Here is a 16,174-nt window from a genome sequence, read left to right as displayed (position 1 = left end):
ATTCTGCCAGAAGAGTAGAGTGGGCGCGCGCCCGCTTGTAGTGGGCGTCCGCCCACTACAAGGATCCGATGCAATGCCGACCGGCCGTGCCCTCGAAGACCCCCGCAACGTGCTGCTGGACGCGGGGCGCCGGCTGCTGGCCACCGACGGCCCGAACGCCGTCACCAGCCGGTCGGTGACGATCGCCTCGGGCGTGGCCAAGGGGGTGCTGCACCGGCACTTCGAGGACTTCGACGCGTACCTCGCCACGCTCGTGATCGAGGACGCGGCACGCATCCAGGCGATCGAGCCGCGCGTCGCCGTGTCGGCGCCGGCCGCCGTGGCCGATGTCATCGAACAGGTCTTCACGCCGACGACGCTCGCGCTGATCGCTCTGGTCATCAGCCGTGACGACGTGCGGCGACAGGCGCGGTCCGATGGCGCGTACGGCATCCCGCTGCTGATGGACGCGACCACCGTCGTGGTCGACGTGCTCGCGGCCGGCCGCGAGGTGGGGTGGATCCGGAAGGATGCCGACATCCCGGCGCTCGCGCTCGCCCTCATCGGCAGCGCGCATCTGCTGTACGCCGGTGAGCTCGGCGAGTTCCCGGACCACTCCGCCGTGTACGAGGTGGCCGAGTCGATCCTGGTCGGATCGCTCTGACCACCTCTGCCAGACTGCTGGACGTGAGCGCCGTCGCCGTCCTGCAGAGAATCGTCGCCGACATCGATGCCGAGGGGCTGGGCGCGTACGGCGTCCACGTCCGCGTCGGCGACGAGGAGGCGCAGCACCGGTGGCGCAGCGACGACCGCGTCAACGTCTACTCGGCGTCGAAGGGCGTCTGCGCGCTGGCGGTCGGGATGGCCGTGGACGACGGCATCCTCTCGCTCGACACGACAGTCGGCGAGATGCTGCCGTCCTTCGAACTCGGCGAGGGCGTCGACCGCGTGACGATGCGGCATCTGCTGACGATGACGAGCGGCATCGACTTCGAATGGTTCGGCGACCAGCCGGCGCCGTGGCCCGATCTCGCACAGGAGATGCTGCGTCGCCCCTCGGCCGGCGCGGGCGAGACGTTCCAGTACAGCGACGCCAGCACGTACACCGCGATGCGGATGCTGGGCGCCCGCGTCGGCGATGTGCGCGACTGGCTGCTGCCTCGGCTGTTCGATCCGCTCGGCATCCACAACCCGCAGTGGCACCGCTGCCCGCAGGGGTGGATCGTCGGCGGCACCGGCCTCGAACTGCGCACGGAAGAGCTCGCTCGCATCGGCCGCCTGCTGCGCGACCGCGGCCGGTGGGGAACCGACCGGCTCGTCAGCGCGGACTGGGTCGATCGCCTGCACGCGGACTGGGTCACGACGCCCTACGGCGGTTCTTCGTCGCGCTACGGCCTGGCCGTGTGGCAGGGACCCGGGGCATGCTGGCGCCTGGACGGCAAGTACGGCCAGTACGTCGTCATCGACGACGCCGGCACGTCGGTCGTGACGATCACCGCCCACGAAGAGACCCGCGACCACCTGCTCGCACAGTTCGCGGCGGACGCCATCACCGCGTGAGCAGCGGACGGATGCCGGGCGCCAGCCCGCCTGATCACCGTTCGACGTACGCCGCGATGCCGTCGAGGATGCGGTCGAGCCCGAACTCGAAACCGTCGAGCGGGGGCTCGTCGGCGAGGAACATCGGCTCCTGCATCACGTCGGCGACAGCGTCGAGCCGCCGCGCACGCAGCTGCACATCGAGGAACTCGCGCACCGCGCCCATCGCGCGCTGCTGATCCGGGTTGGCGCGGCGCAGTTCCGCCGGCGTCGGGGCATCGCGTCGCAGATCCGCGCCGTATCGCGCGTGGCTGTCGAGCAGATAGGCGCAGTTGAGCATCTGCTGCGCGCCCATGCCGGTCGGCGCCAGCGCGCCGATCAACTCGTCCAGCCAGGCCGCGTTGTGCGGGGTGAGCGGGACGGTTCGCGGCACGTCGAGCAGCCAGGGCCGGGCGCTGAACTGCTCGAACAGCCGCCGCGCCCACATCGCCGACGCCGCGCGCCAGTCCTGCGGCAGTGCGGGCGGGTCGCCCCATGCGCGGTCGGCGACCAGGACGAGCAGTTCGTCCTTCGAGCTCACGTAACGGTAGAGCGCGTTCGTGCTCACCCCGATCCGGGCGGCGACACGGGGGAGGGATGCCGCGGCGATGCCCTCCTCGTCAGCCAACGCGGTCGCAGCCTCGACCACCTCGTCGACGCTGTGCGCGGGCTTGGGGCCACGACGCCCCTCGGCCTCCACGACGCCCCACGCGGCCGCGAGGCCCGGAGGCAGAGCGTCGAGGTCCACCTCGGCTGCGAGCGGGCGATCTGGTGCGGCAGGCGTCATGCGCGGCATCCTCTCGACGACTTCGAGATAAATAGTAGACGGCTTACACAGTTAAGGCTACTGTGCATGCCATGAACACTTCATTGCTTACACAATTACCGCTTCCGAAGGCCGCCCAGCGTTGGATCGGGGGAGCCGCGATCGCCGGCGGGATCTTCGCCATCGCCGAGCTTCCGCTGTACTTCGTGGTGCCGGCCTGCAACACGTGCACCGTCGACACCGGTTCGCTCATGCCGGACGGGCTGATCCTGACGCGCACGCTGTTCAACTTCCTGGCGCTGACCGCGTTCCTGATCTTCATGAGCGGGGTGCGGTTCCTGATCGGCCGCAGCGATGCGCGATTCGAGTGGTACGGAACTGTGGCGGGCACCGCCGGTGTCGCCTGGACGATCGTCGACATGGTCGCGAAAGGGCTCGAAGGAAGCAGCGCGATCCAGACGGCCGAGCTGATCGATCCGACCCGGACGGTACCGACCTACCTGCTGTACGGCTCGATCTCGCACCTCCTGCTCGCGGTGTTCGGCGTGGCGTTCGGGTACGCGGTGCTTCGCACGCGAGCCCTCGCGCCGTGGGTCGGATGGTCGGCGTTCGCTGTCGCCCTTGTGCACGTGGCAGGCGTGCCGTCGATGTTCTTCGGCTACAACTCCTCGGAGTTCTACGCCTCGAACGGCTGGGGCGCCGTCGCGATGTTCAACGGGATCGCCGCCCTGTGGCTCGCCGTCGTCGGGATCGCCGTCCTGCGGAGCAAGGCGCCCGCGAACGCGTGACCGCCCATCGCGCTCCGCGGTCTCGGCAGCCACGCCAGACCGCGGAGCGCGATCACCCGACGGGGACGATATCGAGGTGGTGCGACGACCAGTCGCCGGCATGACAGGATGCGCTCACACCGGGGTCCGAGAATGCCCGTGCCGTGCCGCGGCATAGCGATCGGCCAGTCCGTCGAAGTGCATCGGGTCGACCATGCGTCCTCCTATGGCATCGTGTCAGCGTCGCGTCAGAGCGTGGCGGCCACCCATCGCGCTTCGTCGGCGATGAGGTCGATGCCGCGCCCGACCGGTCGATACCCGAGCTCTGCGGATGCCGTGGTGTCCAGCACGATGGGGTTCGGCGCCGCCCAGGGATGTGCCCCGCGTTCGTCATCGCCTGGGAGCAGCTCGATCCGGCCACCCCAGTCGAGTGCGTCAGCGATCGCCCGCACGATCTCCACCGCAGACGGCGCATCCGGATCTGCGCTGTTCACCACGCGCGCTGCCGGCGACCCCGCCACGGTTTCGATGAGCGCCGCGGTGTTGTCTGCGGCGGTGAGGTGGTCGATGGATGCCCCGCGCCGGGCGAGCGGGATCACCTCGTCGCCGCGCAGCATCCGTTCCACGATCACTCGCGTGCGCGCGTTGCGCGCCCAGCGACCGTGCACCTTCGACGGTCGGATCACGGTGATCGGCAGCCCGCTGTCGAGCAGCACCTGTTCCACCGCGACTTTGGATGGCGCGTAGCCTTCGCGCGTGTACGGATCCACTTCGTCACCGGCAGGCGGCAGCGTCGGATTCGACTCGGCGAGCGGGACGGGGAATCGCGGCGGCTCCTCGCCGTTGATGTGGCGCCCCTCGGCGTCGACGTACACCGCACGGGAGGAGATCACGACAGGGGAGTCCACCGCACCCAGCACCGGGAGAAGTGCTCGCGCCTGCGAAGCACGATAGGCGAGCAGATCCACGAGCAGTTCGGCGCCGGTCCCGACGAGCTGTCCGATCGTCCGCGTGTCATCACGTTCGATCTCGTGGAACCGCACGCCGGCGTCGTGAAGCGCCCTCGGCATGAGCTCGGGGGAGCGACCCGTCACATCGACCGACCATCCGGCGGTCGCCAGCCTCAATGCCGTCGCCCCGCCGATCGCACCCGTCCCGCCGAGAATCACCGCACGCATCCGTCCACCCTGGCATAGGCTCCTCTGCAGCCGCGATCGAGGGAGTGCCGATGGATGCCACACGCCGGTTCGCGGCCGGCGCTGTTCTGCTCGTCGCGGCCGTGGCATGTGCGGGGTGCTCAACGTCGGTCGCGCCGCCTCCGGATGCCGTCGGGGACGACTACCCGGGCACCTGCATGCCGCCCGAGCTCTCATGGCCGTCCGACTTCCTGGAATCGCTGCCGGGCGAATCGGCCGCAGTGGGCGGGAGCATCGTCGGGCTGCGACTCGAGTACGTCGACTCCGAATGGGTGTGGCGGATCCGGAGCGCCGACACGAGGCAGGACGCATTCGGCGAGCGCGTGGAGGATCCGAGCTTCGGCAAGGAGTCGCTCGTCGACGTCCGGACTCTGGAGCCCGTGAGCACGCACGAGACCGAGCTCACCGAAGCGGAGCAGCAGCTCACCGGCAGCGGCGCCTACGACGCGGCACAGGCGTCGGGCGAGCAGTGGCCGAGCCCGCTGATCATCGAGATGGCGCGGACGATGGACGACGGGACGCCGAAGTGGCGGATCACGACCTGCGACACCGCGACCAATGAGCAGTCCGTGATGACGCTCGACTGAAGAGCGTGCGGATCCCGTCCCGCACGGTCATGACCGGCGCGTTTCGCGCTGCGCAGGTCCCTCCGGCAGAGAGATCTCCGCCCAGGCCGTCGCCCGTGTGGCGTTCAGCTCGGCGATCGCCACGTACCGCAGCTGTTGCCGGGAGCCCGGGGGAGTGTGCACACCGGCCACGTGCGTCATGTGAGGGCGGTAGCCGCTTCGCCAGAATGCCGGCTGCTCCGCCACGAAGCCGGACATGTCTTCGAGCGCGTCGGCGAGGCGCCGGTGCAGCGCCACGATGCGGTCGGACTCCACCAGCTGAACCGGGATGTCCTGATCCGGACCGAACAGAGCTTCTCCGCCGAACCGGATCGTCAACGGTGGGCAGTCGGTGCAGATGCGGCGCACGACGTCCTCCAGCAACTCGCGCGACCCGTCGACGACGAAGTTCGACGCGAGCGTCACGTGGGCCGGCCACTCCCGCCGGCGGAGGACCGCTCCGACGCCGAGCGAATGCGGGAGCGCAACCACCACAGACTGCAGGGGGGTGTCTTCACTGCGCACGGCATGAGTCTTGCAGACCCGTGTTCACTGCAGCTGCCTACCGGGTGGAGCGACTAGCCGTCGAACGCGACGCAACGAGTGCAGGTCGCTCTATCGTCGCTGAGTGGAGGCAGGGTATGGCGACGATCGAAGATGTCCGCGCGCTGGGGTCGACTCTGGAGCGTTCATACGAGGTGATCGTCCGCGGCCGGCTGAAGTTCCGCGTCGCGCAACTCGTCTATGTCGCGTTCTCACGGGACGAGCGGACCATGGAGTTCGCGTTCCCGAAAGAGATGCGGGACGGGCTCATCGGCGGCCAGCCCGAGAAGTTCCGCCTGCCGGCGCCGTCGGACCTGCGATTCAACTGGGTGAGTTCCGATCTCGAGGCGCTCGATGCGGGTGAAGCGCGCGAGTTCGTCGTGGACGCGTGGCGCATGGTGGTCCCGCAGAAGGTGTCGCGGGCTTACGACCTGGCCCATCCGAACGGCCCTGGATGAGCTCGCGACCGCATGGGTCCGCGCCGTCTTCGCTCTCCGGCGTCAATGGCGCGGCCGATCGCCGCCCCACACACGACGCAGAGTCTCTGCGGAGCGGCTCTGGGCATCCGGCGTCAGCAAGATCGGCGCGGAGCGCACGGAGAGCGGTCCTAGGCTGTCGGGCATGCCCGCCTCTGCCTACCTGACGTCGCTTCGAGAGCGCGTCGGCCACGATCTGCTGCTCCTTCCTGCGGTGTCTGCGGTGATCCGCGACGCCCAGGGCAGGATCCTGCTCGCCAGATCGCAGGGCGATGAGCAGTGGGCGCTCGTCGGCGGGGGTCTGGAGCCGGGTGAGGAGCCGATCGCCGCGATCGCGCGTGAGATCCGTGAGGAACTCGGTGTCGAGGCGACCGTCGGCCGGATCATCGGCGTCTACGGCGGGGAGCGGATGTTCATCACATACCCGAACGGCGACCGTTGCGCCTATGTGACCGCAGCGTACGAGTGCCGGCTCGATTCCGACTCGCTGACGCTCGAAAAGGATGAACTGGCCGCCGTGGCCTGGTTCGCGCCCGAAGCCGTCTCAGAACTGAACGTTCAGCCTTATGTGGCACCGATCCTGACGGACGCCGACGTGCTCGGCTGAACGTTCAGGGGAGCCGCGGCCTCGGCAGCAGAATCAGGTGACTGTGAATGAGTTGACATAATGTGCATTATCGGCGCACCTCCAATGGATGCCACCAGCCTCTCTCAGACCCGCTTCCGCCTCGATCGCCCCAGAAGGGGCTGCCGCCGGCATCCACAGCCACGCCGTCCACCGAAGACGACGACGAACTGCACGCGCACGACGCAGAATCTGCCGTCACGCAAGCCGCTGCAAGACACGACGCAACCCCACGCAAATCCGCGACACTTCTGGTCACAGCGAATGAGCCCCTTCTGAGGCCGCTGCTGCGCACTGGATACCGTCCCACGCCGACGCGTGAGCGACCGCTAGACCACCCACGCCCCATCGCGCATCAGCACGCGACCGGACAACTCGTTCGACTCGCGCCACGCCTGGATGCGCGTCGGCCGCAGCACGAGGTACACGTAGCCGTCGAGGCCGCGCGGATCCCAGTCGGCCTGCGCCGCGTACGCCGCACCGAGCGCAGCATCCTCATCGACGCCGACGGACCGCTCCAGCACGACGTCCAGCAGCGCGACGTCACGCGTCGGCCCCAGGCCGAGTCGCGCCGCACCCGACACCGCGAGATTGCGCGTCGTGATGGATGCGGCATCCAACGCGATCACGACTCGGTCCTCGATCCACGTCAGCGACAGCGGCACGAGATGCGGCGCTCCCGCCGCCGATGCCGTCGCCACCCACGCGTCGGCGGCGGGCGCCGTCAGCGCCAGGATGAGATCCGCCTTGCGGGCCGCACGATCGCGTGGTTCCGGCATCCCACTCCCCTATCTGTTCAGCGAGTCAGTCTGTCAGACGGCGCCACACGATTCTCGCGCAGAGAACGATTTCTCTAGGCTCGACTCATGCTGGAATCGCTCACCGGGTTCGTCGTGGTGGGTGTCGCCATCCTCGTGGGGTGGATCCTCGGCCGTATCGACCTGCTCGGAGAGCACGCCCGCCCCGTGCTGGCGCGCCTCACGTTCTTCGTACTGTCGCCGTTCCTGCTGTTCACGGTGCTGTCGCAGGCGGACGTGCACACGCTGTTCTCGTCGCTGCTGCCGGTGTCCGCGATCGCGGCGGTCGCGGTCATCCTCGTCTATGCACTGATCGCGAGGTTCGCGTTCCGGCGCTCCGTCGGCGAGACCGTCATCGGCGCGCTGAGCGCCGGACAGGTCAACTCGAACAACATCGGCATCCCGCTGTCGCTGTATCTGCTGGGCAGCGCGGCGTACCCCGCGCCGGTGATCCTCATGCAACTGCTCCTGTTCACGCCGATCACGATGGCGATCCTGGATGCCGTCACCACCGCCCGCACGTCGCTCTGGCGCTCCGTGGCCCGGGTGGCGACGAACCCGATCGTGCTCGGATCGGTGCTCGGGACACTGGTCTCGGTCCTCGGGATCGAGCTGCCGCCGGTCGTGTTGCAGCCGGCGTTGCTCATCGCGAACGCGTGCGTGCCGGTGCTGCTGATCGCCTACGGCATCTCGCTGCACGGTCAGCGCGTGCTCGGCGCATCCGGACACCGGCGCGACATCGTGCTGGCGACGGTCCTGAAGCTCGTGGCGATGCCGCTCATCGCGTGGGCGGTCGCGGAGTTCGTGTTCGGCCTAAGCGCGCACGATGTCCTCGTGGTCACCGTGCTCGCGGCGCTCCCCACGGCGCAGAACGTCTTCAACTACTCGCAGCGCTACGACATCGGCGAGACGATCTCGCGCGACACCGTCTTCCTCACCACGATCGGCTGCGTCCCGGTGCTGATCCTCGTGACGCTGCTGCTGGGCTGACCCGCGCTGCCGGTCACTCCCGCACGATCTCGTGCAGCATCCCCAGGATCAGGCGTGTGCCGCCCTCGTCGCGCAGCACCGTGAACAGTGTGTGCGTGCACGAACGGCAGCGGACGATCGCCGCGGCCTCGTCGAGCTCGACTGTCGTCTCGGCGAACGGCGCCGCCGACCCGCACCCGCCGCATACGCCGACGACCGACGTGATGTCGGCCTCGAACACGTCCCACAGCATTCCCGCCACGGCATTGCCGTCGACCGTGCTGGCCGCGATCTCACCGCGCATCATGCACCTCCGAACCGTTCGGTCTTGATACGCGCCGCGGGATGCCCGAGCCCGACCAGCGCATCGGCCACATGCTCGACGAACCCCGTCGGTCCGCACACGTAGATGATCGGCCCCTGCTCCGGCGGCCACACCGCTTCGCGGAGCGCCTCCTCGTCCAGCCGCCCGACCGACCCCTCCCAGCCGTCCGGTGCAGCACGGGTGTACCGCCAGGTGACCGCCGCTCCCCCGTCGCCGGCCTCCCGTTCCAGCTCATCGCGATATATCGCGTCTGCCTGGGTGCGTACGGAGTAGAGCAGACGAGTGGATGCCGCGGCCCCGGCATCCCTCGCGGCCCTCCTGATCGCGACCAGCGGGACGATCCCCGAGCCTCCCGCGATGAGCTGCACCGGCACCGCTCCCCCGGCCCGCCACACGAAGTAGCCACCGAGAGGGCCCTTGACCTCCAGCTCATCGCCGGGAAGCACATCGCGCACCAGGTAGGGCGACACCTCGCCCTCGGGGATCTCGTCGACCGCGAGCTCGATCGTCGCGGACGCGCCGTACGAACCCAGCGAATACGAGCGCACCGCCTGATACCCGTCTTCGGCGGTCAGACGGATGTCCACGTGCTGACCGGCCTCGTTCCCCGGCCACCCCGGCACCTCGACGCGCAGGACGCGGGCCGACGGGGTGACGTCCGCGACCTCCACGACCCGCGCAGCGCGCCAGCCGCCGACCGTCACCAATACCGCTCCTCGGTCCAGGGGTCGCCGTGCATGTTGTAGCCGTTCTGCTCCCAGAACCCCGGCTCGTCCTCGTCCATCAGCGTGAGGCCGCGCACCCACTTGGCGCTCTTCCAGAAGTACAGGTGCGGCACCAGCAGTCGCGCCGGCCCGCCGTGCTCGGGGTCCAGCGGTTCACCGTCGAACTCGAACGCCACCCACGCCTGACCGTCCCGCAGCTCGTCGAGCGGCACGTTGGTGGTGTAGCCGCCGTAGGAGTGCGCCATGGCATAGGACGCCTCGGTGTCGACGCTCTCCAGCAGCGTGTCGAGCGAGACGCCCCGCCACGAGGTGCCGAGCTTGGACCACCGCGTGACGCAGTGGATGTCGGTCTGGACGTCCTCGATCGGCAGCGCGAGGAACTCGTCCCACGTCCACGACACCTCCGTGCCGGACTCGGAGCGGATGCCGAAGCGCCAGGCTGCGGTGTCGATGCGGGGTGTCGGACCGGCCGACAGGACCGGGAAGTCCTCCGTGAGGTACTGCCCCGGCGGCAGATGCGGGTCGCTGTCTCGGCGCCGTGCGCCGAATCCGCGGGAGATGACAGGCATAACGCTGTTCTACACCGTCCGGCCCGTCGTCATCACGAAGTTCGATGCACGGTCTAAGCTTGGGCCGCATTCCATTCAGGGAACTCTCAGAAAGGCACCCCTCATGTCCACCGCATCCGAGGCCGACAAGTCGGCCGTCAACGGAATCCGCACCGCGCTCGGCATCGGCGGCGTCCTCGCACTCATCGTCGGCATCCTGATCCTGGTCTGGCCGGGCAAGACCGCCGCGGTCGTCACCGCCATCATCGCGATCTACGCCATCGCCGCGGGTCTCGTCTACGCCGGGCTCGGCATCTTCTCCAAGACCAAGGGCGGATGGGCGCGCGTCGGCCACATCGTCCTGGGAATCCTGTTCATCATCGCCGGTGTCGTGGCGCTGTTCAACCTCGCCGCGTCGACCGCGTGGCTCGCGCTGTTCATCGGCATCCTCGTCGGCATCATGTGGATCGTCGAGGGCATCGTCGCGCTGTCGACGCTCGGTGACGCGTCGTCGAAGGGCTGGTCGATCTTCTTCGCCATCCTGAGCATCATCGCGGGCATCATCGTGCTGTTCTCGCCGGTCTGGGGCACGATCGTGCTCTGGTGGATCCTGGGCATCTCGCTCATCGTCCTCGGCATCATCAACATCGTTCGCGCCTTCACCTTCAAGGGCGACCTCTGATCCGGGCCTGAACGACGAGGGCCCCGGGAGCGCTGCTCCCGGGGCCCTCTCGTATCCGGCGTCAGCCGACGGGCAGGTGGCGCGCCCACCAGTCGAGCACGGCGTCGAAGCGCTCGACGCGGTGACGCGGCTGGCCCGAGCGGGTGAGCTCGTGGTTCTCGCCCGGGAACACGAGCATCTCGGCCTCGGTGCCCTGGCGCTTGAGCGCCGAGTAGTAGCGGGTCGCCTGCTCCAGCGGGCAGCGATAGTCGAGCTCGGAGTGCATCACGAGCGTCGGCGTCGTCACCTGGCCGACGACGGCCATCGGGCTCTGACGGGCGATGTCGTCCGCCGAGATCCCGACGTACTCGTCGCCGAAGAACGACCCGATGTCGCTCGTGCCCTGGAACGACACCGGCTCGAGGAAGCCACGCTCGACGATCGCACCGGCGAAGCGGTGATCGTGCGCGATCACCCATGCCGTCAGGTAGCCGCCGTACGAGCCGCCCTGCACGCCGACGCGCGCACCGTCCAGACGCGCGTCCGATGCGATCGCGCCCTCGAAGAAGTCGATGACGTCGGCGAAGTCGACGGTGCCCATCTGCTGGCGGATGCTGCGGCCGTGCGCCGGACCGTAGCCCGCCGATCCGCGCGGGTTCGAGTACACGACCGCGTACCCGGCGTCGACGAGGACCTGCGTCTCATCGAACAGGTGCACACCGTACGTCGCGAACGGTCCACCGTGGATCTGCAGGATCACCGGGAACGGGCCCTCGCCCTCGGGCGTCGCGACCCAGCCGTGCACGGGGTAGCCGTCGCGGCCGGTCACGGTGAGCTCGCGCGGGAGCGAGATCCCGGATGCCGCAGCCGCGGCTCCGAAGCCGGTGAGGGTGTGCGCGACGCCGCCGTCGACGAGCACGAGCTCGCCGAACGAGTCGGGACGCGCCACCGCCGCGACGACGCGGTCGCCGGCGGCGGCGTGGCCGCCGACCTCCAGGTCGCCGCCGAGCACCTCCGACACGGCGCCGTCGCGCGTGACGCGCAGCAGGCGCACGCGGCCGCGCGTGCCGTCGTGGACGAGGAAACCGTCACCGTCGGCGCTCAGGTGTCCCTCGCCGAGGTAGAGCTCGTCGGCATCCGTCAGACGGCGCGGACCGGAGGCTTCGAGCACCCACAGCCCGACGGCCGGTGCGATGAAGTCGCGGCCGTCGCCGACCTCGTGACCGAGCACCGCGACGGTGTCGTCGTCGGCGACGGCGATGTCGAACACCGACAGGCCCGCGCCGACGCCCAGCACCTCGCGATCACCCGAGCCGTCGACGGCGATCGCGACCAGGCGGGTGCGCAGGTCGCGCACGGAGGACTCGATCTCGTCGGTCGAGGTGAGCACCTCACTGCCGTCGGCCGAGAACACCAGCCCGGCGTGCGAGGTCGTGCCCTCGGTCAGCTGTCGGGCCTCTGCGGCCACGACTGTCTTCTTGGGCGCCGGAGCGTCGTCGTCGCGGACCGCCGCGGCGGGCTCGTAGAACGGCTCGCCGTCGGCCTCGGGAGCCTCGACCACGAAGACGTGCGCAGGGCGGTCGCCGATGTAGCCCAGCCCGTTGGCGTGCCAGCGGATGCCGGTGATGTGCCGCGGCGACTCGGCGGAGGCATCCAGTCCCTCGACACTGCCGTAGCGACCCTTCTCGGGCACGCGGGCGAGGAACGCGATCGAGCTGCCGTCCGGCGACCACGCGTAGTCCTCGACGCCGAGGACCGCCTCGGTCGCCTGGACCGGCTCGCCGCCGGACGCGGGGATCACGTGCACCTGCGGCTTGCCCTTCGCGTCACCGCGGACGAAGGCGAGCATGGTGCCGTCCGGCGACAGCCGAGGCGCGCCGTCGGCGGTGCCGCGCGTGAGGCGCCGCGGCGCGCCGTCGGGCAGCTCGACGCGCCAGACCTGGCCGACCCCGCGGTTGGCCGCGATGTCGGGACGAGAGGTGGCGAAGACGGCGAACGTGCCGTCCGGCGCGATGTCGGGGCGCGAGAGCGCGATCAGGGTCTCGATGTCAGCGGCGCGCATCGCTCACTCCGCCACGAACGACGAGACGTCGCCGATGAGACGCGTGTTGCCGGCGGGCACCGGATCGAACGCCGCGGCGGCGACCTCGGCGGCGAACTCCGACACGTTGTAGAGCTTGCCGGCGTCCTCGCGGCGGGCGGCGATCGCACCCGGGTTCGCGCGCTCGAGCAGGGTCGCCGTGATCGTGCCCTCGATCATGTCGCCCGACACGACCACGAACTCGACGCCGATCTCGGAGAGCCCGGGGATGCGCTCGCGCAGGGCGTCCTCGCCCGCGCGCTTGGACAGGGCGACCGGCTCGTACTCGGGCATGGTCGGCGTGGTGCGGATGAAGTGGGCCTGGTGGCTCGTGACGAACACGACGCGCGAACCCTCGCCGAGCAGCGGCAGCGCGGCCTCGAGCACGTTCACCTGCGCGTCGCGATTGAGCTTCAGGGCGTAGTCCTCGGCCATGCCGGACTCCATGCCGCCCGACGCGTTGAGCACGAGGATGTCGAGCCCGCCGAACGCGTCCTTGACCTGGTCGAACATCTCCTGCACCGAGGCCGGATCGGTGAGGTCGGCGCCCACGACGAGCGTCTGAACGCCGAGGTCGCGCAGCTCGCCGGCGAGCTTCTCGGCGCGCGGCGCCTTGTTGCGGTAGTTGATGACGACGTTCGCGCCGGCCTCGGCGAGGTACCGCGCAGTGTCGGCGCCGATGCCTCGTGACGAACCGGTCACGAGCGCGGTCCTGCCGCTCAGCGAACCGGCAGGAATCGGGGTGGAAGTCGCGTTGGTTGACTCAGTCACGGAACGACCCTACCTGGTAGGTTCGAGGCAAGAGGAGGCGCACCGTGGAGCTCATCCAGACCATCGAGCAATGGGCGTGGATCGGCTGGCTCGTCCTGATCCTCGTCTTCCTCGTCATCGAGATGCTCACGCTCGATTTCACGTTCCTGATGCTGTCGATCGGCGGGCTCGCCGGACTCGGCGCAGACCTGCTCGGCGCCCCGATCTGGCTGCAGGTGATCATCGCCGCGGCCGCGGGCGCCCTGCTGATCCTGTTCCTCCGGCCGCCGCTGCTGCGACGCCTGCGACGAGGCGAGGATCCGACCCCGTCGAACGTCGATCGGCTCATCGGGCTCACCGGCACGGTCGTCTCGACCGTGGGTGCCCACAGCGGGCAGGTCAAGCTCGCCAACGGCGATGTGTGGACCGCCCGGGCGGAACGCGGCGACCTCGAACCCGGCACTCGCATCCTGGTCAGCCGCATCGACGGTGCCACCGCGATCGTGCGCACCCCCGAACCGCTCAACCCCGCTGAGGAGCCCCACCTGTGAACGACTCCATCATTCCCACCGCGATCGGGTGGATCCTCGCGATCGCGGTCTTCATCTTCGTGCTGGTCGTCATCTTCCGGTCGATCCGCATCATCCCGCAGGCGAGCGCCGGGATCGTGGAGCGTCTCGGTCGATATCACAAGACGCTCTCCCCCGGACTGAACCTCCTGGTGCCGTTCATCGACCGGCTCCGCCCGCTCATCGACATGCGCGAGCAGGTGGTCTCCTTCCCACCGCAGCCGGTGATCACCGAAGACAACCTGGTCGTGTCGATCGACACCGTGGTCTACTTCCAGGTGACCGACGCGCGCGCCGCGACCTATGAGATCGCGAACTATCTCGGCGCCGTCGAACAGCTCACCACGACCACACTGCGCAACGTGGTCGGCGGGCTGAACCTCGAAGAGGCTCTCACCAGCCGAGACAACATCAACGGGCAGCTTCGCGTCGTCCTCGACGAGGCGACCGGCAAGTGGGGCATCCGCGTCGGTCGGGTCGAGCTCAAGGCGATCGACCCGCCCCTGTCGATCCAGGACTCGATGGAGAAGCAGATGCGCGCCGAGCGTGACCGCCGCGCCGCGATCCTGACGGCCGAGGGGTCGAAGCAGTCGCAGATCCTCGAGGCCGAGGGGCGCCGGCAGGCCGAGATCCTCCGCGCCGAGGGCGACAAGCAGGCCGCCGTGCTGCGCGCACAGGGCGAGGCCGAGGCGATCCAGACCGTCTTCGACGCCATCCACTCGGGCAACCCCGACGACAAGCTGCTGGCGTACCAGTACCTGCAAACCCTGCCGAAGATCGCCGACAGCGCCTCGAGCAAGCTCTGGATCATTCCGAGCGAATTCACCGAGGCGCTGAAGGGGCTGAGCGGCTCGTTCGCAGGTGTGATGGCGGATGCCGCCGGCAAGGGCCGCGCGTCGAGCACCGGCGCTGTGACCCGGGGTCCTGACACCACGCCGTGACGCACCCGTGGTTCGCCGGCATCACGCCGCCGCGCGTGCTCGCGCATCGCGGCCTGGTGACGGCCGAGGCGGCGGCCGGCGGCATCGCCGAGAACTCGTTCGCGGCGGTCGCCGCCGCCCATTCCGCCGGCGCGCACTATGTCGAGTCGGACTGCCATCTCACCGAGGACGGCGTCGTCGTGCTCTTCCACGACGAGGACCTGACCCGGGTGACGGGTGATCCGCGGCGGATCGCCGAGGTGTCGGTCGGCGAGCTCGAAGCCCTGATGGCGGACCGCGGCGGACTCATCACCCTCGAGCAGGCGCTGGACGCATTCCCGACCGTGAGGTTCAACCTCGATGTGAAGGCCGAGGACGCTGCTGTCTCCGTCGGCACGATTGTCGCGCCGTTCGCCGACCGGGTGCTCGTGACGAGCTTCTCGGACGATCGGCGCCGCACGGCGCTGGCCGCGGCCGCCGCAGCGGGCCGCGGCATCCCACCCGCGACGTCGGGCGGCACCCGCACGATCACGCGCGTGATCGCGGCCCTCGCGGTCCGGTCGGAGCGGCTCGTGGCGCGCGCGCTGCGGGGCGTGGACGCGCTCCAGGTGCCCGAGTGGCAGGGACGTGTCCGCATCGTCTCTCCGAGGCTCCTGGCGGCCGCGCATCGGCACGGCGTCGAGGTCCATGTGTGGACCGTCAACGACCCGCAGGACATGCACCGGCTGGTCGATCTGGGCGTCGACGGGATCGTCACGGACCGGGCCGACATCGCGCTGGAGACACTCCATTAGCACACGTCGATGACGGGGTGGCCGCGCCCCTGTGCATCCACTGTGAAAGGCCGCTGAACGGGCCCGGCTCGGATGATCCGCACAGGTCACTTCGTTATACCTGTACAGCGACGAGAGGACCACAAAATGGCAGACCGCAGCCTGCGCGGCATCCGACTCGGCGCCCAGAGCCTACAGAGCGAAGAGGGCGTCGTGTTCCATGAGCGTGCACAGCACATCTACACGTGTTCGACGTGCGGACGTGACACGACCCTGACTTTCGCGGCAGACGCCGAGGTCCCCCCGGCCTGGGAGTGCCGCACCTGTGGCGCCGAGGCGCTCCTGCGCGTCGGCGAGGGCACGGCCACCGTCGACCACTCGGGCGACAAGACGCCCCGCAGCCACTGGGACATGCTCCTGGAGCGCCGCACCATCCCCGAGCTCGAAGAGCTCCTCGAAGAGCGCCTCGCCTACCTGCGCGCCCGCCGCGGCGGAGAAGACGCCGCCAAGCTCAGCGCCTGA

21 protein-coding genes are annotated in these 16,174 nt (G+C 69.4%); 12 read left to right on the top strand and 9 right to left on the bottom strand.

Annotated features, from left to right (window positions below):
• Positions 1–73: 73 nt before the first annotated feature.
• A complete protein-coding gene (locus ABEA46_RS04465; protein ID WP_345543167.1) occupies positions 74–643 on the top strand; it encodes a TetR/AcrR family transcriptional regulator in 570 nt (189 codons plus the stop codon).
• Positions 644–666: 23 nt separating this feature from the next.
• Complete coding sequence (locus ABEA46_RS04460; protein ID WP_345543165.1) at positions 667–1,539, top strand: serine hydrolase domain-containing protein; 873 nt, start codon at positions 667–669, stop codon at positions 1,537–1,539.
• Positions 1,540–1,573: 34 nt separating this feature from the next.
• On the opposite strand, the gene ABEA46_RS04455 is transcribed toward ABEA46_RS04460, so the two are convergent.
• A complete protein-coding gene (locus tag ABEA46_RS04455; protein WP_345543164.1) occupies positions 1,574–2,344 on the bottom strand; it encodes a TetR/AcrR family transcriptional regulator in 771 nt (256 codons plus the stop codon).
• A gap of 71 nt (positions 2,345–2,415) precedes the next feature.
• Between ABEA46_RS04455 and ABEA46_RS04450 the strand changes: the two genes are divergently transcribed.
• Positions 2,416–3,111: a hypothetical protein gene (locus ABEA46_RS04450; protein WP_345543162.1), complete on the top strand. Its 696-nt coding sequence runs from the start codon at positions 2,416–2,418 to the stop codon at positions 3,109–3,111.
• Positions 3,112–3,338: 227 nt separating this feature from the next.
• Here the strand turns inward: ABEA46_RS04450 and ABEA46_RS04445 are convergent, their stop codons facing one another.
• Positions 3,339–4,268: a Rossmann-fold NAD(P)-binding domain-containing protein gene (locus ABEA46_RS04445; RefSeq protein WP_345543161.1), complete on the bottom strand. Its 930-nt coding sequence runs from the start codon at positions 4,266–4,268 to the stop codon at positions 3,339–3,341.
• A 50-nt stretch (positions 4,269–4,318) separates the two neighbouring features.
• Between ABEA46_RS04445 and ABEA46_RS04440 the strand changes: the two genes are divergently transcribed.
• Complete coding sequence (locus ABEA46_RS04440) at positions 4,319–4,873, top strand: hypothetical protein (RefSeq protein ID WP_345543160.1); 555 nt, start codon at positions 4,319–4,321, stop codon at positions 4,871–4,873.
• Positions 4,874–4,900: 27 nt separating this feature from the next.
• Here ABEA46_RS04440 and ABEA46_RS04435 read toward each other — a convergent pair whose 3' ends face one another.
• Positions 4,901–5,383, bottom strand: coding sequence for a 2'-5' RNA ligase family protein (locus tag ABEA46_RS04435; protein ID WP_345543785.1), 483 nt, complete (start codon positions 5,381–5,383; stop codon positions 4,901–4,903).
• 53 nt (positions 5,384–5,436) lie between these two features.
• On the opposite strand from ABEA46_RS04435, the gene ABEA46_RS04430 reads away from it, so the two are divergent.
• Positions 5,437–5,892, top strand: a complete 456-nt coding sequence (locus ABEA46_RS04430; RefSeq protein WP_345543159.1) for an MmcQ/YjbR family DNA-binding protein — start codon at positions 5,437–5,439, stop codon at positions 5,890–5,892.
• Complete coding sequence (locus ABEA46_RS04425) at positions 5,789–6,517, top strand: NUDIX domain-containing protein (RefSeq protein WP_345543158.1); 729 nt, start codon at positions 5,789–5,791, stop codon at positions 6,515–6,517. The genes ABEA46_RS04430 and ABEA46_RS04425 overlap by 104 nt, the downstream gene beginning before the upstream one ends.
• Positions 6,518–6,864: 347 nt before the next feature.
• Here the strand turns inward: ABEA46_RS04425 and ABEA46_RS04420 are convergent, their stop codons facing one another.
• Complete coding sequence (locus ABEA46_RS04420) at positions 6,865–7,314, bottom strand: pyridoxamine 5'-phosphate oxidase family protein (protein WP_345543157.1); 450 nt, start codon at positions 7,312–7,314, stop codon at positions 6,865–6,867.
• A gap of 87 nt (positions 7,315–7,401) precedes the next feature.
• On the opposite strand from ABEA46_RS04420, the gene ABEA46_RS04415 reads away from it, so the two are divergent.
• On the top strand, positions 7,402–8,322 hold the full coding sequence (locus ABEA46_RS04415) for an AEC family transporter (protein WP_345543156.1): 921 nt from the start codon (positions 7,402–7,404) through the stop codon (positions 8,320–8,322).
• Between the two features lie 13 nt (positions 8,323–8,335).
• Here ABEA46_RS04415 and ABEA46_RS04410 read toward each other — a convergent pair whose 3' ends face one another.
• The 3 genes from ABEA46_RS04410 to ABEA46_RS04400 are packed head-to-tail and all read right to left on the bottom strand — an operon-like array spanning position 8,336 to position 9,920.
• Complete coding sequence (locus ABEA46_RS04410) at positions 8,336–8,608, bottom strand: DUF6510 family protein (protein WP_345543155.1); 273 nt, start codon at positions 8,606–8,608, stop codon at positions 8,336–8,338.
• Positions 8,605–9,330, bottom strand: coding sequence for an FAD-binding oxidoreductase (locus ABEA46_RS04405; RefSeq protein WP_345543783.1), 726 nt, complete (start codon positions 9,328–9,330; stop codon positions 8,605–8,607). Before ABEA46_RS04405 ends, ABEA46_RS04410 begins: the two co-directional genes overlap by 4 nt.
• A complete protein-coding gene (locus ABEA46_RS04400) occupies positions 9,327–9,920 on the bottom strand; it encodes a sulfite oxidase-like oxidoreductase (protein ID WP_345543154.1) in 594 nt (197 codons plus the stop codon). Before ABEA46_RS04400 ends, ABEA46_RS04405 begins: the two co-directional genes overlap by 4 nt.
• A gap of 103 nt (positions 9,921–10,023) precedes the next feature.
• Here ABEA46_RS04400 and ABEA46_RS04395 point away from each other — a divergent pair, with 103 nt between their 5' ends.
• Entirely contained in the window at positions 10,024–10,581 is a 558-nt protein-coding gene (locus ABEA46_RS04395) for an HdeD family acid-resistance protein (protein ID WP_345543153.1), read from the top strand.
• A gap of 61 nt (positions 10,582–10,642) precedes the next feature.
• Here the strand turns inward: ABEA46_RS04395 and ABEA46_RS04390 are convergent, their stop codons facing one another.
• Complete coding sequence (locus ABEA46_RS04390; protein ID WP_345543152.1) at positions 10,643–12,622, bottom strand: prolyl oligopeptidase family serine peptidase; 1,980 nt, start codon at positions 12,620–12,622, stop codon at positions 10,643–10,645.
• Between the two features lie 3 nt (positions 12,623–12,625).
• Positions 12,626–13,411: an SDR family oxidoreductase gene (locus tag ABEA46_RS04385; RefSeq protein WP_345543151.1), complete on the bottom strand. Its 786-nt coding sequence runs from the start codon at positions 13,409–13,411 to the stop codon at positions 12,626–12,628.
• A 44-nt stretch (positions 13,412–13,455) separates the two neighbouring features.
• On the opposite strand from ABEA46_RS04385, the gene ABEA46_RS04380 reads away from it, so the two are divergent.
• The 4 genes from ABEA46_RS04380 to ABEA46_RS04365 all read left to right on the top strand — a co-directional run bounded on the left by ABEA46_RS04380 (position 13,456) and on the right by ABEA46_RS04365 (position 16,174).
• On the top strand, positions 13,456–13,941 hold the full coding sequence (locus tag ABEA46_RS04380; RefSeq protein WP_345543150.1) for an NfeD family protein: 486 nt from the start codon (positions 13,456–13,458) through the stop codon (positions 13,939–13,941).
• Positions 13,938–14,900: an SPFH domain-containing protein gene (locus ABEA46_RS04375; protein ID WP_345543149.1), complete on the top strand. Its 963-nt coding sequence runs from the start codon at positions 13,938–13,940 to the stop codon at positions 14,898–14,900. The genes ABEA46_RS04380 and ABEA46_RS04375 overlap by 4 nt, the downstream gene beginning before the upstream one ends.
• Positions 14,897–15,673 carry a glycerophosphodiester phosphodiesterase family protein gene (locus ABEA46_RS04370; RefSeq protein WP_345543148.1) on the top strand — a complete coding sequence of 259 codons (777 nt, stop codon included), beginning with the start codon at positions 14,897–14,899 and terminating at the stop codon, positions 15,671–15,673. Before ABEA46_RS04375 ends, ABEA46_RS04370 begins: the two co-directional genes overlap by 4 nt.
• 126 nt (positions 15,674–15,799) lie before the next feature.
• On the top strand, positions 15,800–16,174 hold the full coding sequence (locus ABEA46_RS04365; RefSeq protein WP_345543147.1) for an RNA polymerase-binding protein RbpA: 375 nt from the start codon (positions 15,800–15,802) through the stop codon (positions 16,172–16,174).

The sequence above is a fragment of the Microbacterium jejuense genome (genome assembly GCF_039544225.1).
In the GTDB taxonomy this organism is placed as follows: domain Bacteria; phylum Actinomycetota; class Actinomycetes; order Actinomycetales; family Microbacteriaceae; genus Microbacterium; species Microbacterium jejuense.
The sequence above is the reverse complement of the archived record's forward strand: the minus strand, read 5'-3'. Positions and strand labels throughout refer to the sequence as shown.